General features: G+C 71.6%; 20 protein-coding genes and 1 pseudogene. 9 read left to right on the top strand and 12 right to left on the bottom strand.

The window, feature by feature from the left end; all coding sequences use genetic code 11:
• The first annotated feature begins 32 nt into the window (after positions 1-32).
• On the top strand, positions 33-1904 hold the full coding sequence (locus tag AB0M95_RS11600) for an ABC transporter ATP-binding protein (RefSeq protein ID WP_363762294.1): 1872 nt from the start codon (positions 33-35) through the stop codon (positions 1902-1904).
• A 111-nt stretch (positions 1905-2015) separates the two neighbouring features.
• On the opposite strand, the gene AB0M95_RS11595 is transcribed toward AB0M95_RS11600, so the two are convergent.
• Positions 2016-3161, bottom strand: coding sequence for a Glu/Leu/Phe/Val dehydrogenase dimerization domain-containing protein (locus AB0M95_RS11595; RefSeq protein WP_363762292.1), 1146 nt, complete (start codon positions 3159-3161; stop codon positions 2016-2018).
• Between the two features lie 96 nt (positions 3162-3257).
• Positions 3258-4184: a LysR family transcriptional regulator gene (locus AB0M95_RS11590; protein WP_363762290.1), complete on the bottom strand. Its 927-nt coding sequence runs from the start codon at positions 4182-4184 to the stop codon at positions 3258-3260.
• On the opposite strand from AB0M95_RS11590, the pseudogene AB0M95_RS11585 reads away from it, so the two are divergent.
• The 3 genes and pseudogenes from AB0M95_RS11585 to AB0M95_RS11575 all read left to right on the top strand — a co-directional run.
• Positions 4167-4910, top strand: a pseudogene (locus tag AB0M95_RS11585) (hypothetical protein); the annotation flags it as partial. The gene AB0M95_RS11590 and the pseudogene AB0M95_RS11585 sit on opposite strands and share 18 nt — an antisense overlap.
• Positions 4880-6559: a transketolase C-terminal domain-containing protein gene (locus AB0M95_RS11580; RefSeq protein WP_363762288.1), complete on the top strand. Its 1680-nt coding sequence runs from the start codon at positions 4880-4882 to the stop codon at positions 6557-6559. The pseudogene AB0M95_RS11585 and the gene AB0M95_RS11580, both read left to right, overlap by 31 nt.
• Before the next feature lie 14 nt (positions 6560-6573).
• Positions 6574-7761, top strand: a complete 1188-nt coding sequence (locus AB0M95_RS11575; protein WP_363762286.1) for an acyl-CoA dehydrogenase family protein — start codon at positions 6574-6576, stop codon at positions 7759-7761.
• A gap of 30 nt (positions 7762-7791) precedes the next feature.
• Here the strand turns inward: AB0M95_RS11575 and AB0M95_RS11570 are convergent, their stop codons facing one another.
• On the bottom strand, positions 7792-9192 hold the full coding sequence (locus AB0M95_RS11570) for an aminopeptidase P family protein (protein ID WP_363762284.1): 1401 nt from the start codon (positions 9190-9192) through the stop codon (positions 7792-7794).
• Positions 9193-9368: 176 nt separating this feature from the next.
• Here AB0M95_RS11570 and AB0M95_RS11565 point away from each other — a divergent pair, with 176 nt between their 5' ends.
• Together AB0M95_RS11565 and AB0M95_RS11560 are read left to right on the top strand one after the other, a co-directional pair.
• The gene (locus tag AB0M95_RS11565; protein ID WP_363762282.1) at positions 9369-9797 is read left to right on the top strand and encodes a CBS domain-containing protein; all 429 of its coding nucleotides are present in this window, start codon (positions 9369-9371) and stop codon (positions 9795-9797) included.
• A gap of 43 nt (positions 9798-9840) precedes the next feature.
• On the top strand, positions 9841-10071 hold the full coding sequence (locus AB0M95_RS11560; protein ID WP_363762280.1) for a hypothetical protein: 231 nt from the start codon (positions 9841-9843) through the stop codon (positions 10069-10071).
• Between the two features lie 90 nt (positions 10072-10161).
• Here the strand turns inward: AB0M95_RS11560 and AB0M95_RS11555 are convergent, their stop codons facing one another.
• From AB0M95_RS11555 to AB0M95_RS11530, 6 genes are all read right to left on the bottom strand, one after another.
• Entirely contained in the window at positions 10162-10362 is a 201-nt protein-coding gene (locus tag AB0M95_RS11555) for a DUF397 domain-containing protein (RefSeq protein WP_363762278.1), read from the bottom strand.
• Positions 10353-11180 carry a helix-turn-helix transcriptional regulator gene (locus AB0M95_RS11550; RefSeq protein WP_363762276.1) on the bottom strand — a complete coding sequence of 276 codons (828 nt, stop codon included), beginning with the start codon at positions 11178-11180 and terminating at the stop codon, positions 10353-10355. Before AB0M95_RS11550 ends, AB0M95_RS11555 begins: the two co-directional genes overlap by 10 nt.
• A gap of 272 nt (positions 11181-11452) precedes the next feature.
• On the bottom strand, positions 11453-12190 hold the full coding sequence (locus AB0M95_RS11545; protein WP_363762274.1) for an ABC transporter permease: 738 nt from the start codon (positions 12188-12190) through the stop codon (positions 11453-11455).
• A complete protein-coding gene (locus tag AB0M95_RS11540) occupies positions 12187-12909 on the bottom strand; it encodes an ABC transporter ATP-binding protein (protein ID WP_363762272.1) in 723 nt (240 codons plus the stop codon). Before AB0M95_RS11540 ends, AB0M95_RS11545 begins: the two co-directional genes overlap by 4 nt.
• Positions 12910-13062: 153 nt before the next feature.
• Positions 13063-14496 (bottom strand): FAD-binding monooxygenase, encoded by a 1434-nt coding sequence (locus AB0M95_RS11535; RefSeq protein ID WP_363762270.1) that lies wholly within the window; start codon positions 14494-14496, stop codon positions 13063-13065.
• Between the two features lie 177 nt (positions 14497-14673).
• Complete coding sequence (locus AB0M95_RS11530; protein ID WP_363762268.1) at positions 14674-18039, bottom strand: S8 family serine peptidase; 3366 nt, start codon at positions 18037-18039, stop codon at positions 14674-14676.
• 299 nt (positions 18040-18338) lie between these two features.
• On the opposite strand from AB0M95_RS11530, the gene AB0M95_RS11525 reads away from it, so the two are divergent.
• The gene (locus tag AB0M95_RS11525; protein WP_203983620.1) at positions 18339-18593 is read left to right on the top strand and encodes a Smr/MutS family protein; all 255 of its coding nucleotides are present in this window, start codon (positions 18339-18341) and stop codon (positions 18591-18593) included.
• 97 nt (positions 18594-18690) lie between these two features.
• Positions 18691-19053 carry a hypothetical protein gene (locus tag AB0M95_RS11520; RefSeq protein WP_363762266.1) on the top strand — a complete coding sequence of 121 codons (363 nt, stop codon included), beginning with the start codon at positions 18691-18693 and terminating at the stop codon, positions 19051-19053.
• Positions 19054-19257: 204 nt separating this feature from the next.
• Here the strand turns inward: AB0M95_RS11520 and AB0M95_RS11515 are convergent, their stop codons facing one another.
• Positions 19258-19602: a metalloregulator ArsR/SmtB family transcription factor gene (locus tag AB0M95_RS11515; RefSeq protein WP_363762264.1), complete on the bottom strand. Its 345-nt coding sequence runs from the start codon at positions 19600-19602 to the stop codon at positions 19258-19260.
• Positions 19603-19818: 216 nt separating this feature from the next.
• Here AB0M95_RS11515 and AB0M95_RS11510 point away from each other — a divergent pair, with 216 nt between their 5' ends.
• Entirely contained in the window at positions 19819-21024 is a 1206-nt protein-coding gene (locus tag AB0M95_RS11510; protein WP_363762262.1) for an MFS transporter, read from the top strand.
• 221 nt (positions 21025-21245) lie between these two features.
• Here the strand turns inward: AB0M95_RS11510 and AB0M95_RS11505 are convergent, their stop codons facing one another.
• Both AB0M95_RS11505 and AB0M95_RS11500 read right to left on the bottom strand, forming a co-directional pair.
• Positions 21246-22250, bottom strand: a complete 1005-nt coding sequence (locus tag AB0M95_RS11505; protein ID WP_363762260.1) for a hypothetical protein — start codon at positions 22248-22250, stop codon at positions 21246-21248.
• Positions 22247-22807 carry a sigma-70 family RNA polymerase sigma factor gene (locus AB0M95_RS11500; RefSeq protein WP_363762258.1) on the bottom strand — a complete coding sequence of 187 codons (561 nt, stop codon included), beginning with the start codon at positions 22805-22807 and terminating at the stop codon, positions 22247-22249. The genes AB0M95_RS11505 and AB0M95_RS11500 overlap by 4 nt, the downstream gene beginning before the upstream one ends.
• Between the last annotated feature and the right edge of the window lie 23 nt (positions 22808-22830).

Here is a 22830-nt window from a genome sequence, read left to right as displayed (position 1 = left end):
AGCACAGCGATAGCCACAGCGAGGGGACCGGCATGAGAACCACGGCCCAGGACACCCGTCAGCCGCTCCTGTCGGTCAGCGGCCTCCGGGTCGAGCGGCAGGGCCCCGGCGGCTCCCGGACCGTCGTCTCCGGCGTCGGTCTGGAGGTCGCCGCGGGCGAGACCGTCGGCGTCGTCGGCGAGTCCGGCAGCGGCAAGTCGATCACCATGCGGGCCGTCCTGGGCCTCCTGCCCCGGGGGCTGGCGGCCACCGGCGAGGTGCGCTACGGCGACCGCGACCTGCTCGGACTGTCCGAGCGCGCCTGGCGCAGGACCGTACGCGGCACCGAGATCAGCATGATCATGCAGGACCCGTTCACCATGCTCAACCCCATAGCGACCTGCGGCGACATCATCGGCGCCTCGCTGCGCCGCCACGGCGGGGTGACCGGCCGCCGGGCCCTGCGCGAGGAGTCCGTCCGCCGGCTGCGCGAGGTCGGCATCGACGACGCCACCGTCGTCGACCGCTACCCCTTCCAGATGTCCGGCGGAATGCGGCAGCGCGTGGGTATCGCCGCCGCCCTCGCCGGCGACCCCCGCATCCTGATCGCCGACGAACCCACCACCGCCCTGGACGTCACCACCCAGCGCGAGATCCTGTCCCTGATCAAACGCATCCAGGCCGACCGCGGCATGGCCCTGATCCTCATCACCCACGACCTGCGCGTCGCCTTCGCCATGTGCGACCGGCTGCACGTCCTGTACGCGGGCTCGGTCGTGGAGAGCGCCCGCGCCGCGGACATCGACGCCGAACCGCTGCACCCGTACACGAACGCCCTGCTGCTCGCCGAACCCCCGGTGGACCGGCGCGTCGGCGAGTTGGTGTCCATCCCGGGCTCGGTCCCCGCACCGGACGAGGTCGCCGGGGGCTGTGTGTTCGTCTCCCGGTGCCCGTGGGCGACGGACGTCTGCCAGGACGGCACCCCGCCCCTGCTGGAGGTCACCCCTGGCCGCTGGTCGGCCTGCGCCCGCCTCACGGCGGCCCGGACCGAGATGACACGCCTGCGGGAACGGGCCGGCCAGGACCTCCCCTTCTCCGACGACACCCCGGAGAAGGAACCGGTGCTGTCCGGCGTCGGGATCTCCAAGGTGTTCACCGGCGCCGGGGGAGGGCCGGTCCACGCCCTGGACGACGTCTCGGTCACGGTGGCGCAGCACGAGAGCGTCGGCATCGTCGGCGAGTCCGGATCCGGCAAGTCCACCCTGGCCCGGGTCCTGGTCGGCCTGGAGAAGCCCACCACCGGGACGATCGCCATCGACGGTATCCCGGTCACCGACTGGGGCCGGCTCAGCCGGTCCGACCTGCGGCGGATCCGCCGGACCGTCCAGATCGTCTTCCAGGACCCGTACTCCAGCCTCAACCCCCTGCGGTCCGTCGGCTGGACCCTCGCCGAGGCCATCACCACCCACCGGCCGGATGCCAAGAACGTCGGCGCCGAGGTCGAACGGCTCCTGGACGAGGTGGGACTCGCCTCCGCGTACGCCCAGAAGCGGCCCGCAGCCCTGTCCGGCGGCATGCGGCAGCGGGTCGCGATCGCCCGCGCCCTCGCGACCCGCCCCAAGATCCTCATCTGCGACGAGTCCGTGTCCGCCCTCGACGTGTCCGTACAGGCCCAGATCCTCAATCTCCTGGTCCGGCTGCGCGACGAACACGACCTCGGCTACCTCTTCATCACCCATGACCTGGCCGTCGTCCGACAGGTGACGGAACGCCTGTACGTCATGCACCGGGGCCGGGTGGTCGAGTCCGGCGCGACCGCGCAGGTGATCGACAACCCGCGGGCTCCGTACACGATCCAGCTCCTCGCCTCCGCGCCCCGGGCCGAATCGGCATGGCTCGAAGGAACCGGGCGGCGCGATGACTGAACTCGCCGCCCGCGTCCCCACCGCCATCGACGCCCTCGCCGAGGGAGGCCCTAGCGCTCGGGAACGTCGGCATGGACACCCTCCGCGCGGGGCTGCTCCCGTGACGGTCCGTCAGCGGTCCGGGCACTGACCGCGCGCCCGCATCGCGGCGCGGACCCGCTCCTCGGCCAGAGCTCTGGCCGTGTCATGGGGGGCCAGGGCACGGGTCAGGCTCTCCCGGACGACCTGGGCGGTGTTGGCCCGCATCCGCTCCGAGATCATCTCCCGGACCGTGCCCGGGTCGACGGTGAACGGCGAGCGCCGGGCCTCCATGGAGTGTGCCGCGGCCACGATCCCCCCGGCGTTGGCGATGAAGTCCGGGACGACCATGACCCCGCGCTCGAAGAGGACGCGTTTCGCCGCCGGGGTGGTCGGCAGGTTCGCGGCCTCCACGACGAGCCGGGCCGTCGTCCGCGTGGCCACCTCCTCGCCGATGAGGTCCTCCCTGGCCGCTGGGACCATGATGTCGCAGTCGGCGGTCAGGGCGGTCTCCGTGTCCGTGCCGCCGCCGCAGTGCAGGACGCAGTCCTCGCCGTACGCATCCCGGGCGGCCACGAGACGCGCGATGTCCAGGCCGTCCGGGTCGGTCACGGAACCCCGGGCGGTGGACACGGCGACGACCACGGCCCCCAGCGCGACCAGGCGTTCCGCGACGGCCTGGCCGACGGCCCCGAACCCCTGGACGGTCACGCGCGCTCCGTGCAGCGGCAGATCCAGCTCCCGGGCCGCCGCGTCCACGGCCTCCGCGACCCCGAACCCGGTCAGCCCGAGCCGGTCGTACGGCAGTCCGCCCAGGCTCGCGGGCAGACCGACGGCCACCCCGCGGTCGCGGAGTTCGTCCACGAAGACCGCCGCGTCCTCCTCGCTCAACCCCATGTCCAGGCCGAAGACGTACTCACCGGGCACCTCGTTCGCCAGGGCGCGGGCGAAGGCGCGCAGGACGCCCTCCTTGCCGGGCGCCGTCGGATCACCGAGGATCCCCGCCTTGGCACCGCCGTGGAACAGGTCGCAGGCCGCCCACTTCCAGGTCATCGTCCGGGCCAGCCGTGCGACCTCCTCGACGTCGAGGTCCGGGCTCATCCGGGTGCCGCCCTTGCCCATGCCGCGGGCGGTGTTGTCGATGACCAGGACGCCGCGCATACCTGTTCGGCGGTCGGACACACAGACCACCTTCTCCGGTCCCCACGCGTCCATCAGTTCCAGGGTGTCTCGGGCCACGGGTCCGCCTCCTTCCGTCGGATCAATGGCTCCCACCCTGCGGGACGTACGCGGCGGACGGCAGGCCCCGGAGGACGACAGTCGGTCCGCCGAGACTCAGCAGATCTTGCCCTCGTTCGGACCGGGCTCCGGCATCCGCCGCCGGGCTACCTCCGCGATCGTGCTCAGGGCCAGCTCCACCGCGGGACTCGGATCGACGCGTCGCCGGACCGCGATCACCTGCCGTCGCGCCGTGCAGTCCCGCAGCCGGACCGCCCGGACCCCCGGACCGGGCTGGGCACCGAGCCGGGGCACCAGGGCCACCCCAAGCCCGGCCGCGACGAGGCTTCGGACGACGTCGTAGTCGTTGGTACGGAAGTCGACCTTGGGCACGAACCCCTCGGCGCCGCACAGCCGGTGCAGACAGGCCGACCCGCCCGTGCCCACGGTCGTCGAGATCCAGGACTCCTCCCGCAGATCGTCCAGCGCGGCCGATTCGGACAGGCGGTGATCGTCCGGCACCATCAGCACCAGGTCCTCGCTGGACACGGTGGTCCGCCGCACCTCCCGGGGCCAGGCCCGGGGCACGGTGTCGTACGCGTACACCAGGGCGAGGTCGAGCACCCGGTCGGACACCAGGGGGAGGAGCCGGTCGGGCTCGCCCTCCTCCAGTTCGATGGACACCTCGGGGAGCCGACGGGCGATTTCGGCGATGGCCGTCGGTAGCAGATACTCGCTCGCGGTCGGGAAGCTCCCGATCCGCAGATGTCCCAGCCGCCCCTCGGCCATCGACCGGACGTCGGCCTCCAGACCGTCGAGCAGGGCCAGGGCCTCCGCCGCGCGCCGCACCAGGAGTTCGGCCGCCGGGGTCGGCCGGACCGACCGGGCGTGCCGGTCGAACAGCCGCATCCGTACATCCCGTTCCAGCGCCGACATCTGCTGCGAGACCGCCGACGAGGTGTACCCCAGCTCCCTCGCCGCGGTCGCGAACGAACCGGTCCGTACGACGGCCCCCAGGGTCCGCAGATGCACCGGGTTGATCACGTTTCGAGTCCTCTCCTGCGCCGTCGCATGCCCCACCGATCATCGCCCCGGTGGACAGGTAAGAGCAAGCATCGCTGGTGCTTGGCCCATGAGCCCGCGGCTTCGGACGGTCGTCACGGCCTGGTGCCGCGCCACAGACTGGACGGGCAGCCAAGGAGTGTGGACATGGAGACCATCGACGGGCATTTCGTGCGCCGGATGCGCGAGACCGCCGCCGGAGCCGAGCGCGACCCCGGAGTCCCGGAACAGTGCCCCAGAGTCCTGTCACCCCGGGAGCGCCAGGAACTGCTGGCCTGTTTCGAGGCCCAACTCCTCAGCCGACACACGGACTTCGCCTGCCGCGCCCTCCAGGCCCGCGGCGAGGTCTTCTACACCATCGGCTCGTCCGGCCACGAGTCCAACGCGGCCGTCGCCCTCGCCCTGCGTCCCACCGACCCCGCCCTCCTGCACTACCGGTCCGGTGGCTTCTACGCCGCACGCGCGGGCCAGGTCCCCGGCACCTCCGCTGCCCACGACATCCTCAGCGGCGCCATGTCCTCGACCAGCGACCCCATCTCGGGTGGACGGCACAAGGTCTTCGGCAGCGTCCCGCTCCACGTCATCCCCCAGACCTCCACCATCGCGTCCCACCTTCCCCGGGCTTTCGGCCTCGCCTACGCCCTCGACAGCGGCGCCCGGCACCGGGCCGACTCCCCGTGGCCCGCCGACGCAGTCGTGATCACCAGCTTCGGCGACGCCTCCGCGAACCACTCCACCGCCCTCGGCGCCCTCAACGCCGCCGCGTACTGCGCCCACCGCCGGATCCCCCTCCCATCCTGTTCGTCTGCGAGGACAACGGACTCGGTATCAGCACCAAGAGCCCGGCCGGCTGGGTGGAGAACCTGCTCCGCAGCATCCCCGGCGTCGACTACTTCCACGGCTCGGGCACCGACCCCCGCCGTCTGCTGCGCACGGCCCATGAGGCGGCGGCCGTCGTCCGGACCGAACGCCGCCCGGCGGTCCTCCACCTGGAGACCGTCAGGCTCATGGGCCACGCCGGCTCCGACGCCGAGATCGCCTACCGGTCCCGCCGCGAGATCCAGGCCGAATACGCCAAGGACCCTCTCCTCGCGACCGCCCGCACCCTCACCCGCCTGCGCGTGATGAGCCCGGCGGACATCCTCGACCGGTACGACGCGGTACGCGCCGAGGTCGCGGACACCGCCGCCCGCATCCCCCGCGACCACCTCACCTCTGCCCCGGCGGTCACCGCCCCCCTTACCCGGACCGCCCCCGAGGAAGGCCGCCGCGTCTCACTCCGGGCCGCTCCCGGCCGCACCGACGTCTTCCGCGCCCGGCTCCCCGAACAGGAGCCCCCGCAGACACTCGCCCAGACCATCAAGGACGCGATGGCCGCTCTCCCGGACACCCTGGTCTTCGGGGAGGACGTCGCGCGCAAGGGCGGGATCTACGGCGTCACCCGCGGCCTCCAGAAGACCTTCGGCCCGGACCGCGTCTTCGACACCCTCCTCGACGAACAGACCGTCCTGGGCATCGCCCTCGGCTCCGCACTCGCCGGATTCCTCCCCGTCCCCGAGATCCAGTACCTCGCCTATCTGCACAACGCCGAGGACCAGCTCCGCGGCGAGGCGGCCGGCCTGCGATTCTTCTCCAACGGGCAGTACGAGAACGGCATGGTCGTCCGGATCGCGGGCCTCGCGTACCAGAAGGGCTTCGGCGGCCACTTCCACAACGACAACTCCCTCGCCGTCCTCCGGGACATCCCCGGACTGGTCCTCGCCGTACCCAGCCACCCCGCCTCCGCCGGAGGACTGCTCCGGCACTGCCTGGCCCTCGCCCGCACCGAGGGCCGGGTCTGTGTGTTCCTCGAACCGATCGCGCTGTACCACCAGCGGGACCTGTTCGATGGCGACGCGGCCTGGCTGGCGCCTTACCCCGCCCCCACGGCCTGGGAGAACGACGACACGTGCGCCCTGGGACGCGTACGCCCGGTGCGCGACGGCCGGGACCTGCTGCTGGTCACCTTTGGGAACGGCGTACGGATGAGCCTGCGGGCCGCGGCCACGCTCGCCCGACAGGGCGTCGACTGCGCCGTCCTGGACCTCCAGTGGCTCGCGCCGCTCCCCGAGGACGCCCTGCTCGCCGCCGCCGGGGAACACACCCGGATCCTCGTGGTCGACGAGACCCGCCGCAGCGGCGGCGTCTCGGAGCAGGTCGTCGCCACCCTCCTCGACCGCGGCCACCCCGGCCGGATCGCCCGGGTCACCGGCACCGACAGCTTCATCCCGCTCGGACCTGTCGCCGACCACGTCCTGCTGTCCGAGGACGACATCGTTACCGCGGCCATCGCCCTGGCCCGGCACCCCGCCCCCTGACCCGGAGGAGATCCGTGAAGACCGCCCGCCCGCCGCAGCCCGCCCCCCTCGACTTGGCCGGGATCGACGACCTGCTGACCCCGGAGGAGAAAGAGGTGCGCGCCTCCGTACGGACCCTGTGCGAGCGCCGCATCCAACCGCACATCGCCCAGTGGTACGAGGACGGCGCGATCCCTGACATCCGCGGACTCGCCCGGGAACTGGGCGCCCTGGGGCTCCTCGGCATGCACCTGGACGGCTACGGCTGCCCCGGCATGAGTGCCACCGACTACGGACTCGCCTGCCTGGAACTGGAGGCGGTGGACTCGGGCATCCGCTCCCTGGTGTCCGTCCAGGGCTCCCTGGCCATGTACGCGATCCACCGCTGGGCCACGGAGGAGACCCGGCAGCGATGGCTCCCGGGCATGGCCTCCGGCGACCTGATCGGCTGCTTCGGCCTCACCGAACCCGACTGCGGCTCCGACCCGGCTGCCATGCGGACCCGGGCCGTCCGCGACGGCGGCGACTGGGTCATCGACGGCCGCAAGATGTGGATCACCAACGGGTCGGTCGCCGACGTGGCCGTGGTCTGGGCGCAGACCGCCGACGGAATCCGGGGATTCGCGGTGCCCACCGGAACCCCGGGCTTCTCCGCCCCCGCGATCAGCCACAAGATGTCCCTGCGCGCGTCCGTGACGAGCGAACTCATCCTGGAGGGCGTCCGCGTCCCGGACGTCTGCGCCTTCCCCGAGGCCCGCGGCCTGGCGGGCCCGCTGAGCTGCCTGAACGAGGCACGCTACGGAATCGTCTGGGGCGCCCTCGGCGCGGCCCGTTCCTCCCTCGCGTCGGCGCTCTCCTACGCGGGCACCCGTGAGCAGTTCGGCCGTCCCCTCGCCGCGTTCCAGATGACCCAGCAGAAGCTCGCCGACATGAACGTCGAATATGTGAAGGGTCTTCTCCTGGCACTCCACCTCGGCCGCCGCAAGGACGCGGGCACGCTGCATCCCGCGCAGATCAGCCTCGCCAAGCTGAACAACGTCCGGGAGGCTCTGACGATCTGCCGCGCCGCGCGGACGATCCTAGGCGCCAACGGGATCTCGCTGGAGTACCCGGTCATCCGCCACATGAACAATCTGGAGTCGGTCCTGACGTACGAGGGAACGACCGAGATGCACACCCTGGTGGTCGGCCAGGCGATGACGGGGATCCCGGCGTTCCGCTAGGTGTGGAGGGGCAGCGCCCGGTGACCCGCCTCAGCGTTCGGCGAGCGCGGCCATCCACGACTCGACCTCGTCCGGGCGGCGGGGCAGCGCCGAGGACATCAGGCGGGCGCCGTCCTCGGTGATCAGCAGGTCGTCCTCGATGCGCACGCCGATGCCGCGCAGCTCCCGCGGCAGCGTCAGGTCGTCCGGCTGCAGGTACAGGCCCGGCTCGACCGTGAGCACCTGGCCCGCCTCCAGCACGCCGTCCAGGTACTGCGAGGCGCGGGCCTTGGCGCAGTCGTGCACGTCCAGGCCGAGCATGTGCCCGCTGCTGCACAGCGTGTAGCGCCGGTACAGGTCGTCCTCGGCGGAGGACAGCACGCCCCAGTCCCGCAGGCCCTCGGCGATCACCGCCATCGCCGCCCGGTGGAAGTCGCGGAAGCGCGCCCCAGGCCGCAGCGCGGCGATGCCGGCGTTCTGCGCCTCGTACACCAGCTCGTACACCTGCCGCTGGACCGGGCCGAAGCGGCCGGACAGCGGCAGGGTGCGGGTGATGTCGGCGGTGTACAGATCGTCGGTCTCGACGCCCGCGTCGAGCAGCAGCAGCTCGGCCGGGTTCAGGCGGCCGTCGTTACGGATCCAGTGCAGCACGCAGGCGTGCGCGCCCGAGGCCGCGATCGTCTCGTAGCCGGTGGCGTTGCCCTCCAGCCGGGCGCGCAGGCCGAAGACGCCCTCGACGTAGCGCTCGCCGCGCGGGTGGGTCAGCGCCCGGGGCAGCGCGCGCACGACGTCCTCGAAGCCGCGGGCGGTGGCGTCGACCGCGTGCTGGAGTTCGGCGATCTCCCATTCGTCCTTGATCAGGCGCATCTCCGACAGGAACGTGGTCAGCTCGGCGTCGCCCTCGTGCTCGGGCACGCGCGCGTCCACGGACGCGTCCACGCCGCGCAGCACCCGGGCGGGGCCGGTCAGCGCCTCGGGCAGCCGGTCGAGGCGCGCGCACTCGATCTGGTGGAGCGCCTCGGCCTCCTCCAGCGTGGGACGCGCGCCGACCCAGAACTCCCCGTACCTGCGGTCGCGGTAGAACTCCTGCCCGGCCTCGCCCTCGGCGGAGCGGGGCGAGCGGGGGCGGGTGAACAGCGTGGCCTGGCCCGACGGCGCGATGACCAGCACGTCGTCCGGCTCCTGCCCGCCGGTGAGGTAGGCGTACGCGCTGTGCGGGCGGAAGCGGTGGTCGCAGTCGTTGCTGCGCACCTTGAGCGTGCCCGACGGGATCACGAGCCGCTCGCCGGGGAACCGCTGGACGAGCGCGGCGCGCCGCTTGGCCGTGTACGCCGCCAGGGGAGACGGCGTGAGGCCCGCGCGGCCGGTGTCCTCCCAGCCAGTGGTCATGAAGGCGGCCAGCGCGTCGGAGACGGGCAGGTCGTGGCTTCCGGTGTTCAGGTGTTCGCTCATTGCGGTCCTCGTGGGAGACGATGGTGTGTGGCATGGTACTCATCGCCCCGGGGCTTCGGGCCGACCCGGAATCGGCCCCTACCCGTGCGGCTTTACCGGGCGGAACGCTTAACGATGACATCAGGTGGGGAAGTCACAGGTACTCTCCGGGTTCCCAGCATCACGAGGTGATGTCGATGCTCATCAGCGCGATCCTGCGGCGCAAGGGAAGCACGGTGGTGACCGTCCGCCCGCAGGCCACGGTAACGGAACTGCTCTCCATCTTCTCCGGCCACAACATCGGCGCCGCCGTCGTGTCCGAGGACGGCATGGCGATCCTCGGCATCGCCTCCGAGCGCGACGTCGTCCGCCACCTCCACCGGCGCGGCCCCGTCGTCCTCACCGAGCCGGTGTCCTCCATCATGACCACCCCCGTCCGCACCTGCACGCCGGACGCCGACGCCGGCGACCTGCGCCAGACCATGACCGACCACCGCGTCCGCCACGTCCCCGTGGTCACCGACGGCCGCCTCGCCGGAATCGTGAGCATCGGCGACGTCGTCAAGAGCGCCATCGAAGAGCTGGAGGCCGAGAAGGCCTACCTGGTCGACTACCTGCACGGGTGAGCGTGGCAGGAAGGCCGTGCGCGGGACACCGCGAGAGGCGTCCGTGAGAACGGCCTACATCGTCGGGATCTCGGTCCCCGCCGCCGAGTTCCGCGCGCGCCTGGCCGAGATCCCGGGCGCCGTCCTGGTCCGGGAACTCCCGCCCGCCCGCGTCGTGGTCGTCCTCCCGGACGGCACGTCCGCCAAGACGCTCGCCTCCCTCCCGGGCGTCACCTCCGTAAGGGAGGACCGCCCGGAGCGGCTGCTCCGCGCGGACTCCCGCGACCGCCCCTGACCGCTGCGGATCCCCGAGATCCGCCCTGACCGCCGGTGGCCGGGCCGCGGCGCAATCATTCTTCCGCCGGAGGCGGGGGCGTCCTGGCCCCTACTGGCGGTCCCCGTGCTGCTTCAGGCCGCTGAGGAACGCCTGCCATTCGCCTGTGGTGAAGAGGAGCACGGGCCCGTGCGGGTTTTTGCTGTCGCGCACCGCGACGCCCCCGCGCAGGTTGCCCGCGACCTCGACGCACTGCCCGCCGTTGTCCGAAGACCGCGACGATTTCCGCCAGACGGCGGCACTCACATCCATTCCAGTCTCGCTTCCTCGATCATCCTCAGGGATACGTGCACAGGATAGGCCCAGGCACGTACCGCCTCATATCGGTTCCGAATGGACGTCACATAATCTCGGCTGCTAGTGATTTGTCCCTGCACCGGTGAGTCCGCGTGGACGGCCTCCGGTTGGCCGTGCGGAAGCTCGGCAATCATGAAGGCACCCGCCAGGCCGGCCAGGCAGTCGGGGTCGACGACCTGGATCGTGACGTTCGGCCGATCGGCCACTTCCGCTAGATAGCCGAGTTGTTCCCGCATCACTGCCGCGCCGCCGACGTTGCGGCGTAGAACTCCGGCGTCGATGAGAACGACGACGAGCGGAGGATTTGGTCTGTCGAGTACCTGGCGGCGTCGCATGCGGGCCACGACGCTTTTCTCCACCTCTTCCGGATCTGCTTGCGGTCCCCGACTGAACAGTTCCCTGGCGTAGGACTCGGTCTGGAGGAGGCCCGGTACCAGCAATGGGTCCCAGGAGCGCAGGACGATGGCCTGCGGTTCGATCTCCTCGGCCCAGCCCGCGAACCAGATCGGGCCGCCGGGACGGATGGTGATGCGCCGGTGAAGGGCCGCGAAATACGCGCCACCCGCCGAGGCGAAGAGCCGGTCCAGCTTCTCGGCGTCGGACTTCGATGGCGTACGTGTCGCGGTCTCCAGGCGGCTGACCTGCGTCTGCGTGCAGCCGAGGCGTGCGGCGACGGCGGCCTGCGACAGTTGCGCGGCCTCGCGGAGGCGGCGCAGTTCGTTGCCGAAGATCGCGCGTGGGGAATCGGGGCCGGGGAACGCTTGGACGCTCATTTGCTTTCCTCTCTAAACAGAGAAAAACGGGCCTTTCAGCTCTGGCGGCAATGTCGGCCGCCGGTTGGGTAAACCAGAAACTGTCATCGCAGGGTCTTCCTTCCAGAAGGGGGGCGGCGCATGAATCCGCCGGTCGCGAGGGCAATTCAATCACGATTACTCGTCAATGAAGGAGGAAATGAAAAGCCGCCCCGGCATCGTATGAACGATGCGCGGGACGGCTGCTGATGACCGCGTACAGGCGAGCGGGCGCCTCTGCGCGGTGTGGTGGTTTAGGCGGTGCGGCGGCGGAGGGTGGCGGCGGCGAGGGTCAGGGTCACGATGACGCAGGCGACGATGATCGTGAAGTCGCGCCAGAGGGTGCCGGTGGCCGAGGTGTGCGCGCCGACCTCCTGGAGGGCCTCGACGGCGTACGTCATCGGCAGCACGCCGCTGATCGCCTCCAGCCAGCCCGCCATCTGGTCCCGGGGGACGAACAGGCCGCACAGGAGGATCTGGGGGATCACCACGATCGGCATGAACTGCACGGCCTGGAACTCGGTGCGGGCGAACGCGCTGCACAGCAGGCCGAGGGCGACCCCGAGCACGGCGTTGGCGATCGCGATGAGGATCACCAGGCCGACCGCGCCCGAGGTGTCGAGCCCGAGCAGCCAGTAGGCGACGGCGGAGGCGATCGAGGCCTGGACGGCGGCGGCGACGCCGAACGCGAGCCCGTAGGCGAACAGCAGGTCCAGCTTGCCCATCGGCGTGGTGAGCAGCCGTTCCAGCGTGCCCGTGGTGCGCTCGCGCAGCATCGCGATGCTGGTGATGAGGAACATGATCGTGAACGGGAAGACGCCGAGCATGACCAGGCCGGTGCGGTCGAAGACGCCGGGCACGTCCTGGAACATGTAGTAGATCAGTGCGAGCAGCAGGACGGGCACGACGACCAGGAGCGCCATGGTGCGCCGGTCGTGGCGGAGCTGGCGCAGGATGCGCGCCGTGGTGGCGGCGAGGATGCGCGCGTTCACGAGACCACCGCCTCGGCGCGGATCAGGTGGAGGAAGGCGGCCTCCAGGTCGGCGGTGCCGGTCCCGGCCAGGATCGCGCCCGGCGCGTCGTCGGCGATGAGCCGTCCCTCGCGGATGAGCAGCAGCCGGTCGCAACGGCCGGCCTCGTCCATCACGTGGCTGGAGACCAGGACGGTGGTGCCCTGGGCGGCCAACGCGCGGAAGCGCCGCCACAGCTCGTCGCGCAGGACGGGGTCCTGCCCGACCGTCGGCTCGTCGAGGATCAGCACCGTCGGCCGGCCGACCAGGGCGCAGGCCAGCGACGCGCGGGCGCGTTGCCCGCCGGACAGGGCGCCGACGAGCTGCCCGGCGGCGTCGGCGAGACCGACGCCGGCCACGGCCGCGTCCGCGTCGTCCGCCGTGACGCCCTTGTAGAGCGAGGCGAAGTAGCGGGCGTTCTCGCGGACCGTCAGGTCGGCGTAGACGCTGGGCGCCTGCGTGAGGTACCCGATCATGCCGCGCAGCGGGGCGGACCCGGCCGGCATGCCGAGCACGGTGACCGTGCCCGACTTCACCGTCTGCACGCCGACGATGGCGCGCATGAGGGTGGTCTTCCCGCTGCCGCTCGGGCCGAGCAGCCCGGTGACGCTGCCCCGCGGGATGGAACAGCTCAAACTGTGCAGAACGCGGCGCCTGCCACGTTCGACCACGAGATCACGAACCTCGATCGCGGGTTCCATAGGTACCACGGACTCCCTGGCGGACAAACTCAACGAGTGATGAAATCAAGGTAGTTGAGATCGCGAAGGCCGACAAGGGGGCGGGCGATAACGGAAGAACGCCCTGCCGGGAGCCCGGCAGGGCGTTCGGGGCGAGCCCGCGATCGAGGTCCGTCAGCGCGGAGCCTCGGCGCCGACCGCAGGCTCGCCGGACGCGAGGGCCGCAGGTTCGCTTGATGCGACACCTGTCGGCTCGCCGGACGCGACGGCCGTCGCCGGCAGGGCGCTCGCGGGGGCCTTGCGGTGCTTGCGCAGCACCTTGAGCAGGCGGTCCGGGCGGAGCAGGCCCTCGGGGCGGTCGAGCAGGCCGGTGACGCGGACGAACGCCGACGAAAGCGACGAATCGACGACCGCCGCCGCGTGCAGCCGGGGCAGGTAGGCGTTCACCAGGCGCACCTTCGGCGTACGGCGCCCGCGCACGCCCGGGAAGGCCAGGTCGGTGCCCGTGGCGATGCCCCAGGGGACGTCCACCACCTTGGCGACCGCCTTGAAGTATGCCTTCCAGCCCGGCGCGCGCCCGCCGGACAGCAGCCGGCGCAGGGTCGCGGCCTCCAGGGAGGCGACCGTCATCCCCTGGCCGTAGATCGGGTTGAACCCGCAGATGGCGTCGCCGAGCACGAGCAGCCCGTCCGGGAAGCGCGACAGCTTCTCGTAGCGCCGCCGCACGTTGGCCGGGTACTGGATGGCGACCGGATCGGTGAGCGGCTCGCCGTCCACGATCAACCGGTGGACGTCGTCGAAGGGCAGGCTTTCGGCGAAGGCGAGGAAGCCGTCGTGGTCGGTCGGCGGATGGTCGCCGAGCAGCCCGGCCAGCGTGACCAGGAACCGCCCGTCCTCCTGCGCGGACACGGCGGCGGCGCGGGGGTGCTCGGGGGTCCAGTTGGCCAGGATGAGACGGTCGCCGCGCAGCGCGTCCGGCGCGAGGCGATACGCGCGCGACGCGTAGCCCACGCCGATGTGGATCTTGTCGACCCGTGGCGGCCGGTACCCCAGCTTCTCCAGCCACACCGGCGTGCGCGAGCCCCGCCCGGAGGCGTCGACCACCAGGTCGGCGGGGATGCCGCGCAGCTCGCCGCCCGGCCCCCGCATGGTCACGCCGGTGACGGTCCGGCGGTCGGCGGTGGTGGTCAGCCCCGCGATGTCGTGGCCGTCGCACAGCCATACGCCCGGCAGCGCCAGCACCCGCGCACGTACGTGCGCCTCGAGCAGGGGACGGCTCGGGAACAGCACCGGCTGGCCGATGTCGACCCGGCTGATCCGGTGGCCCGACAGCAGCCAGCGGATCCCGCCCAGCAGGTCCCCGGCGGGCGCGCCCGCGGCGACCACTTCGGCGGTCAGCCCCGGGAACAGCTCGTCCAGCACCTCCCCGCCCCGGGCGAGAAGCGCGTGCACGTGGTGCCCCTGCGGCACGCCCCGCCGCTGCGCCGCCTCGCGCGGCAGGACGTCCCGCTCCACGATCGTCACCTTGTCGTAGAACTCGGCCAGCACCCGCGCGGCCAGCAACCCGGCCATGCTGCCCCCGAGCACGACCGCCCGCGTTCCCGCCATCCGCGCCACTTTCCGGCCCCCATTGTCCGACGCCTGCCGTCGATTCAGCATCCGCCGCGGACGGGGCCCGGACATCTCCGAGCGTGCCGTACGGCCGGAGGGCGCCCGGACACGCGGACGGGGCCGGTAGGATGCCGGCCCCGTCGTCGTGGTGCTGGTGAACTATCCGGTCGTGACCTACTGAACGGTGATCTTGTCGACCTCGACCGTGACGCCCTTCACCTCAGGTGTGGACGTCGCCGTCGTGATCGAGCCGACGCCGGACGTCACTCCCTTCACCTTCAGCGTGTAGGTCAGCTTGCCGCCGGGCGCGCCCGGGGTGCTGCTCACACGGTAGTCCTCGACCGGAGGCCCGGAGATCTGGCCGCCGGCCGTGCCCTCGGCGTTCTCGGCGCCCACGGTCAGCCCGTAGGACGGCCCGGGGTCGCCGGGGAGGTTGGACGGGTTGTAGGCGTAGGTGATGTCCTCGGTGCCGTTGACGCCGATCCACTGCTGGAAGGCCTTCAGCCCGGTCTGGCCGAACAGGTGGACGCGCCACTCCAGGACGAGCCAGGTGTCGACGCCGTCGGTGAGCGTACCGGCGTAGACGCCCGGCGCGCCCGTGCCGTCCAGGTCGGTCCAGTAGGACGCCAGCACGTTGTTGGGCGCCGCCGGGTCCGGCAGCGTCTGCGGCGCGAAGTCCACGTCGGCCGAGCCGGAGCTGCCGCCGGGGATGCTGTAGCCGTTGGAGACGACGCCGATGCGGTTGTAGGTCTTGCCCGCGTAGACGAAGCCCGGGACGTTGAAGTTGATCGCTTCCTCGTCGCCGATCGGGTTCGGCGTGATGCCGAACAGGTCGAGCGGCAGGTAGCCCGCCGGGCCCGTGCCCGGGGCGATGCCGGGCTTGTCGGGCTGGCGGCCCGGGAGTGCGGCCTTGGCCGTGGCGATCTGGCTGCCGACCTTGGTCGCGCCGGTCACGCTGTTGAGCCGCAGCTTGGAGTCCAGCGTGGTCAGCGCGGTGACCTCGGTGTCCTTCAGCGTGGTGTTCTCGACGGTGACCGTGCAGGTGGACTCGCCGGTGTTCTTGGCGATGGTGCTCGGCGCGCAGGTCTGGTCGACCGGGACCGCGCCCTCCTGGCGGTAGAAGGCCACCGGCAGGTGCAGGTTACGGCTGCCGCCGACCTGCTTCAGGTTGACCTGGCCGAAGTACTGACCGTCGGGCAGGTCGGGAGCGGCGATCAGGACGGTGAGGTCCTGCGTCTTGCCGGGCTTGACGGTGAACAGCGGGGGCAGCACCGTCACGGAGGCGCCGCTCGGGGCGGTGCCGGTGGCGGTGTAGACGAGCGTCTTGTCGGTGACGTTCTTGACCGTCCGCTTGGCCGTGATCGCGCCCGGCATGATCGGCGCGTTCACCGACGGCAGGTTCAGGTCGATGCGGTTGAGCGAGTCGCCTGCCGCGGCCGCGTAGTTGGCCGCGGTCTCGTCCAGCGTCAGACCCGGGTCGCCGGCCTTGGTGAGGTCGATGCGACCGCCGCCGTAGTCGAACGGGTCGGCCGGGGTGACCCGGTCCTCCTTGGTGACCGACGTCTTGGCCGTGGTCTCCAGGGCGGACTTGACCTGGCCCGGCGTCCAGTCCGGGTGCAGCGCGAACAGCAGCGCGCCGGCCCCGGCCACGTGCGGCGAGGACATCGAGGTGCCCGCGATGGCCTGGTACAGGTTGCCCGCGGGGCCTTCGGCGGCCGACTCGGGCGTCGGCGTGCCACCGGCGAGGATGTGCAGGCCGGGCGCGGTCACGTCCGGCTTGAGGAAGTCGCCGCCCGGTCCCCGCGAGGAGAACGAGGTCATGGCGTCGCCCTGCCAGGTGGTCTTGGTGCCCTGGGTGAACTTCGCGGTGGTCGCGGGGTTGGCGGCCAGGAAGTTCAGCAGGGTCGTGCTGTCAGGCTGATCGACGTGGACGGCCGGCAGCCAGTGGTTGTCGGTCATCACGTCGAGCGGCGTCGCGTTGTACATGATCATGCCGGCCGCGCCGCCCTGCTTGACGGTGAAGCCCTTCATGACGCGGCCGGGGCCGCGCTGGCAGAGAACGATCTTGCCGGCGAACAGGCCCGGCGGGGGCGTCCTCGTACACAGCGGGTCGGAGTACGGCGGGGCCGCGGCCGACACGACGGGGAGCGGCGAGCTGATGCCCGCCGTGATCGAGGCGCCCGAGACCGTGGCGGTCGCACCGCCGGCGCCGGTCAGCGTCACGGTCGACCGGTAGGTCCGGGTCTGCGTGGACGCGGCGACGGTGGTCACCCAGGGGCTGTGGTGGTCCGTGGTCGCCGCGCCGGGGCCCGAGTTGCCCGCGGAGGCCGAGACGAACACGCCGGCCGCGTACGCGTCGAGGAACGCCAGCTCCACCGGGTCGCTGTACGGGTCACTGCCGCCGGAGATCGAGAAGTTGATCACCCGGACGCCGTCGAGGATGGCCCGTCCCACGGCCGCGGCCGAGTCCGACGGGAAGCAGCCCTCGGCGCCGCAGATCTTGTAGACCGACACGGCCGCGGCGGGCGCGATGCCGTGGATCGGTCCCCGGCTGATGCCGAGCGGGTTGGCGTCGGCGACAGGGCCGCCCGCGGAGGTCGTCGCGGTGTGCGTGCCGTGGCCGTTGGAGTCACGGGCGCTGTCGGGGTACACCTCGCCGCCGAAGACGGCGTTGTAGGTGTCCAGGAACGGCCTGCCGCCGATCAGCTTGTTGTTGCAGACGAAGACGTCGGTGGCGGGCGTCAGCGGGTTGTCGCCGAAGTCGCAGACGCGCGGGGTGCCGTCCTTGGTCGGCGGGGGAGCGGGCAGGTTGCCCGGGTCCTTGAAGGACGGGTGCTCGGGCCAGACGCCGGAGTCCAGGTTCCCGTAGATCACGCCCTTGCCGGAGGACGGGCTGCCGCCGAGCTGGTTGTAGATCGTGGGGGCGCCGATGAAGTCGGGGCTGGAGTCGGTCAGCGGCTTCTGGAGCTTGTCCTCCTGCACCGCCGCGACGCCGGGGAGCTTCAGCAGCTCGACGGCCTTGTTGGCGGGCAGTCGCACGGTGATGCCGCCGTAGACCGTCCGCAGCCTCTGCCCGGCCCTCGCGCCCGGAACGTTCTTGCCGAGGGCGCTGAGGAAGTCGTTCTCGACGCCCTCGATGTGCTTCTCGTACTTCTTGGCGGCGTCGCTCTTGATGTCCAGGCTCTTGCCGGTGACCGACGGGCTCGTGCCCTTCAGGTCGTCGACGCCGCCCTTGTAGGCGGCCAGCGAGTCGTAGTCGAGCTTGACGACCACGTTGACCGGCGTGTTGCCGGTCGCCTTGAACAGCGCGGTGTCGCTCTTGGCCAGCTTGCCGCTGGGGGACTTGGCTCCCTGGACCCGGTCGACGGCGGTGAGGGGGGTCGCCTTCCACTTGCTCGTGGACGCCGCCGCCGGCCCCGGAGTGGGGGCCGCGGACGCCGGGACCGCCGGGCTGATCGCGCCGACGAGGACGAGACCGGCTCCGAGCGCCACGGCGCGGCGTGTCCGCGATAAGAGGAGAGGCAGGGGATTGCTTGGCACGGCACCTCCTGGAGGACCACTGGGACCTGCCGCCCAAAGGGCATGGAGAAGCCGCGCCGCCCGTACGAGGACATGACGAGGAGACTCCACCCTCCCCGTTGGGCGACATGTGCCCGGCCGCCCGGGTGTGCGGGCGACCAAACACAGGGGGAGTCTAAATGCCTGCTTGATATCCGCCTAGATCGATTTACCGACTGATCTGCGGCAATATATGACCAAAAGTGGACACATTCCGGTTAGATGGTGTGGTCGGTGCAGTTAGAAGAACGTTCCATTCGCCGGGACGTACAATCGGCGGCGTGAAGCTGAAGCTGGATCTCCACGACATCTACAACCGGGGCGCCGAGATCGACCGCGCCCTGCACGGGATCATCCAGGAGGCGGTGCGGAAGAAGGCCACCGAGGTCGAGATCATCCCGGGCAAGGGATCGGGCCAGCTCAAGAAGAAGGTCCTGCGCTTCCTGGACCAGAAGGAGATCAAGGCCCTGTACCACCGCATCGACAAGGACGCCAAGAACCACGGCCGCCTGTTCGTCTACTTCCGCTGGAAGTGACCCCGGTCTCGGGCGGAAGTCGCCCACCGGTCTGCTTGGTGGTTTTGCCGGGATGTGCGATACCGGACATAGGTGCTTGATGTCCCTATAACCGGAAATGGCCCCGCAAAGTACGCTCAGGGGCGTACGCAAGATCGCCTGGGGGTTCATGCGTTCGGCGCTGTGGACGCCGGAGACCTGGGAGCCGGACGCGTTGCCGCCGCACGCGCGCATCGTGAAGAGCGTCCAGCAGACAGAGGAGGCGCTGGAAGAGCTGGAGAAGTACTACGGCGCGGAGTACGCGGCCCGGCTCTACCGCAAGCCCCCCGCACGCCTTCGGGGGTATCGGGGACTTCGGGGCCATAAGGGGAGGAAGCGGTCGGCCATGCGCAGGGCCGGGTCCGTGCACTGCTCGGCGAGGAGGAGTGCGGCGAGGCCAAAGGCGTTCAGGCGTTCGATCGCTTCCTCGTTTCGAGCATAACCCCTGGTCATCGGCCCTGCGTTTCGGCCGGGAGGGTCGCGCGCCCAGCGATGTGTGGTGGCCCGCGCGTGGTCGTCCGCCTGCCCCGCGCGTGGTCGTCCGCGCGGCCCGCGGGTGGCTGCCCGCCGCTTATACCGCTTGTACGGTCGGGTTGTTGCACCGCTTGTCCGGTCGGGTCTTCCGCGGTCACCCCGCCGCCGGATGTCAGCGACCGGCGTCCGTACCCGTTCCTGCCGGTGTTCCGAGGATCGCGGCGAGCAGGCCGGGGAAGCGGTCCTCCAGGTCGTCCCGGCGCAGGCTCACGTACCGCTGCCGGCCCGAGGGGACGTTGCGGATCACGCCCGCCTCGCGCAGCGTCTTGAGCTGGTGGGACAGCGTGGACTTCGGGATCTCGCCGCCGGTGGGCTGGCAGGCGGCGACCTCCAGCGGGCCCTCCGCCAGCCGCCGCACGAGCGCGAGCCGCGCGGGGTCGCTCAAGGCGAACAGCACGTCGGTGACCGCCAGCTCGGCGGCCTCGGGATGTGCCAGCTCACGCGAGGTAGCATTCACGGTGCGATAATAGTTGAACAGTGGGCCCGGGTATCGTAACCTCTGATGGTTCGAAAAATTTGGAACAGTCAAGGGGGCGCCTCGATGCGCATCACCGAAGACGGGGCCACAACGCCGGCGACCGCCTCACCGCACGCCACACACGATCCCCGCCACGACGGGCACACCCCACGCGCCAGACGCCGTCCCGCCGCGGCGGGACGCCCGAGGCGGCGGATGTCACGGAGAGCCGGGTTCTGGCTGTTCGCGGGCACACTGCTCGCCTTCATGGCCGCCGCCGGCGCCCCCTCGCCCCTCTACGTCGTCTATCAGGCCCGATGGGGTTTCTCCCCCGCGACGCTCACCGCCGTCTTCGCCGTGTACGCGCTCGCCCTGCTGTGCGCGCTGCTCACCGTCGGAGGGCTCTCCGACTTCGTCGGACGCCGCCCCGTCCTGGTCGTCGCCCTGCTGCTGGAGGCCGTGGCCATGGCGATGTTCCTCACCGCAGGCGGGGCCGGGCATCTTCTCCTCGCCCGGGCGCTGCAGGGCCTCGCCACCGGCGCCGCGGCCGGAGCCATCAGCGCCGGGCTGGTCGACCTCCAGCCCGCCCCCGGATCCCGCCTCGGATCCCTGCTCAACAGTGTGGCGCCGACCGCCGGTCTCGCCGCGGGCGCCCTCGGCACCGGGCTTCTCGTGCAGTACGCGCCCGCCCCGACCGCCCTGGTGTTCGCCCTGCTCACCGTGGTCTTCCTGGCGCTGGCCTGCGCCGTCGCCTTCCTCCCCGACACGGTCGACCCCCGCCCGGGCGCGCTCGCCTCACTGCGCCCCAAGGTGTCGGTGCCCGCGGGCGCCCGCGGCGTCTTCCTCGCCGCGCTGCCGTGCCTGATCGCGACCTGGGCGCTCGGCGGCCTGTACCTCTCGCTCGGGCCCTCGCTGATGGCGGGCGTCCTGCACGTCACCGACCACTCCGTCGGCGGCCTCGTCGTCACCGCCCTCACGGGCGCGGGAGCAGTGGCCTCGATCGTCGTCCGCGACCTTCCCCCGCGCCGTGTGATGATCACCGGCTCGGCGACCCTCGCGGCCGGCATCGCCGTGACCCTGGCCGCGCTCGCCGTGTCGTCGGTGCTCCTCTTCTTCGCCGGCACGATCGTCGCGGGCTCCGGCTTCGGCACGTCCTTCCTCGGTGCCTTCCGCTCGCTGGCGACGCTCGCGGCCCCGTCCGAGCGCGCGGAGCTGTTCGCCGCGGTGTACCTCGCCAGCTACCTCGCTTTCAGCGTCCCCGCGGTCCTGGCGGGCAAGGCCGTCCCCGCCTTCGGCCTCGAACCCACCGCCCTCACCTATGGCGCCCTCGTCATCGCCCTGGCCCTCCTGTCCGCCACCATCACGGCCACCCGCCGCCCGTCCCTCGCCCACGGGACGCCTCCCGCCGGAGGAGCGGAGTAGGGCCTGAAGGGAGAGGGTTACGCCGGCCGGGGAGGCGGTGGGGTGTGCGGGGGAATCGGTCGGGCGGTGAGCCCAGGACGGCGCGGTGCGCGCTCGGCGTGCGGGCCGTCCTGTGCTCAAGACCGCGCCGGAGGTGAGGCGCTGCCATGGTCAGGGCAGCGCTGGGGTGCCCGGGGCAGGCCGTTGGCGTGGGTCAGGCAATGCCAGGGCGGACCGCCGGCTCAGGAGTGGGACGGGGGTGGCGCGCTGCCGTTGAAGAAGGGGTTCTCGGGGAGCCGTTCGGGGGTGACGAGCAGGCGGGCCACTCCGGCCTTCACCTGCCAGACGTTCCACACCGTCCAGTCTCCCGTCACCTTCCGTGCGGGCAGCGGCTCGAAGGAGAGCCCGCCGGTCCTCCCGTCCACTTTGACGAGGCTGAACACGGTGGTCAGGTTCCGCCTGCGGGCCTCCGCAAGGATCTCGCCCACTGGGCGGCCGTGTCGCAGCCTCACCCCGGCGAACATCTCGCCGGGAGCGGTGGCGGCGTCGAAGTTCGCGTACTCCTCGCCCTGCCTGGCCTGACGTCCCAGCCGGACGAAGACGCCGCCGGTGAAGCCCGCGGGGATGCGCATCACCATGACGCAGCCGGGTTCACGCCCGGGGTGGCAGTTCTCGGGGACCGTGTCCATGGTGAGGGGGACGCCGTTCACGACCGGGCCGGACGGGCTCGTCGTCACCTTGGCATCGGTGCCGAGGGCGCCGCCCGTCGTGATCATCATTCCGAGGATCTTTCCCACGGCCGCCGGGGAGACCGGCACCGGGCGCAGGTCGATGTTCAGGCCGACCGCCCGGAACGCCTCGGTGTACTTCCGATACTCGGCGAACGGGTCCTTGATGCGGGCGACGTACTGGTCGCCCTCGCGGACAATGTCGACGGCCGAGTTCGCGTAGCTCGTCGCGCTTCCCCCGCCCAGCAGGCCGGGACCGGCGACGACGCCCGCGGTGAGCAGCCCGGCGGCGGCCGCGCCCGCGGCCAGCCGGATCCGCCACGACCCGCGCGAGGCCGGTGGGACGGTCCGCGTGACCGGGACGGCCGGAAGCGCCGGCGCCTCGTCGTGGCCGGTCGTGCTAGGTGTGGACGTGATCGACGCGAGCAGCGCCCGCGCCGCCGCGGTGGACGCCCGGCCCGTCAGCTCGCCGTCGTGGACGCGGGCCAGCCCGCTCAGCAGCTCTTCGGTGTTTCTCATATCGACCTCCCCAGCGGGACCCGTGCGGCCCTGCTCATCGGCATGTGCTCGACCCCGGCCGCGGCGAGCCCACGCGAGAACCGCCGGCGGGCGCGGTGCAGCCGGATGCGTGCGGCGTTGCGCGAGCAGCCGAGGACGCCGGCGATCTCCCCGGCGTCCAGTCCCTCCCATGCGACCAGGGACAGCAGCTCGCGATCCTCGTCGGACAGGTCCCGGAAGACGCGGGCGATGGCCGCGAACTCCATGCGCTCCTCGGACAGCGACGTCCTGGCGTAGAGGTCGGCGACGTCCTCGCGCAGGCCCGCCTGGTGGACGTGACGCCGCATCAGGCCGCGGCGGTGGTTGGCCAGGACGTTGCGGGCCACGCCGTACAGCCAGAGCCTGGCCTGCTCGCCCGGCGGCAGGTCGTCCAGCCTGCGCCACGCGATCTCGAACGTCTCGGCCACCACGTCCGCCGCGTCCTCAGGGGAGTCGCAGCGGCGCGTCGCGTAGCCGAGGATCGGTTCGTAGGTATCGAGATAGACCCTCTCGAACAGCATTTTCCGGTCATCATCCACGGGCGATCCCCATGGCGAGCCTC

Origin of the sequence: Sphaerisporangium sp. NPDC051017 (assembly GCF_040683095.1) — a bacterium.
Lineage (GTDB): Bacteria > Actinomycetota > Actinomycetes > Streptosporangiales > Streptosporangiaceae > Sphaerisporangium.
Note: the sequence above shows the minus strand (reverse complement) of the source record. Positions and strands in the feature narration are given on the sequence as shown.

Coding starts and splice junctions, on each gene's coding strand:
- AB0M95_RS11535 (WP_363762270.1), bottom strand. CDS start 14,496: ATGGCGGGAACGCGGGCGGTCGTGCTCGGGGGCAGCATGGCCGGGTTG.
- AB0M95_RS11540 (WP_363762272.1), bottom strand. CDS start 12,909: ATGGAACCCGCGATCGAGGTTCGTGATCTCGTGGTCGAACGTGGCAGG.
- AB0M95_RS11550 (WP_363762276.1), bottom strand. CDS start 11,180: ATGAGCGTCCAAGCGTTCCCCGGCCCCGATTCCCCACGCGCGATCTTC.
- AB0M95_RS11520 (WP_363762266.1), top strand. CDS start 18,691: ATGGCCCCGCAAAGTACGCTCAGGGGCGTACGCAAGATCGCCTGGGGG.
- AB0M95_RS11600 (WP_363762294.1), top strand. CDS start 33: ATGAGAACCACGGCCCAGGACACCCGTCAGCCGCTCCTGTCGGTCAGC.
- AB0M95_RS11555 (WP_363762278.1), bottom strand. CDS start 10,362: ATGGATGTGAGTGCCGCCGTCTGGCGGAAATCGTCGCGGTCTTCGGAC.
- AB0M95_RS11510 (WP_363762262.1), top strand. CDS start 19,819: ATGTCACGGAGAGCCGGGTTCTGGCTGTTCGCGGGCACACTGCTCGCC.
- AB0M95_RS11570 (WP_363762284.1), bottom strand. CDS start 9,192: ATGAGCGAACACCTGAACACCGGAAGCCACGACCTGCCCGTCTCCGAC.
- AB0M95_RS11565 (WP_363762282.1), top strand. CDS start 9,369: ATGCTCATCAGCGCGATCCTGCGGCGCAAGGGAAGCACGGTGGTGACC.
- AB0M95_RS11505 (WP_363762260.1), bottom strand. CDS start 22,250: ATGAGAAACACCGAAGAGCTGCTGAGCGGGCTGGCCCGCGTCCACGAC.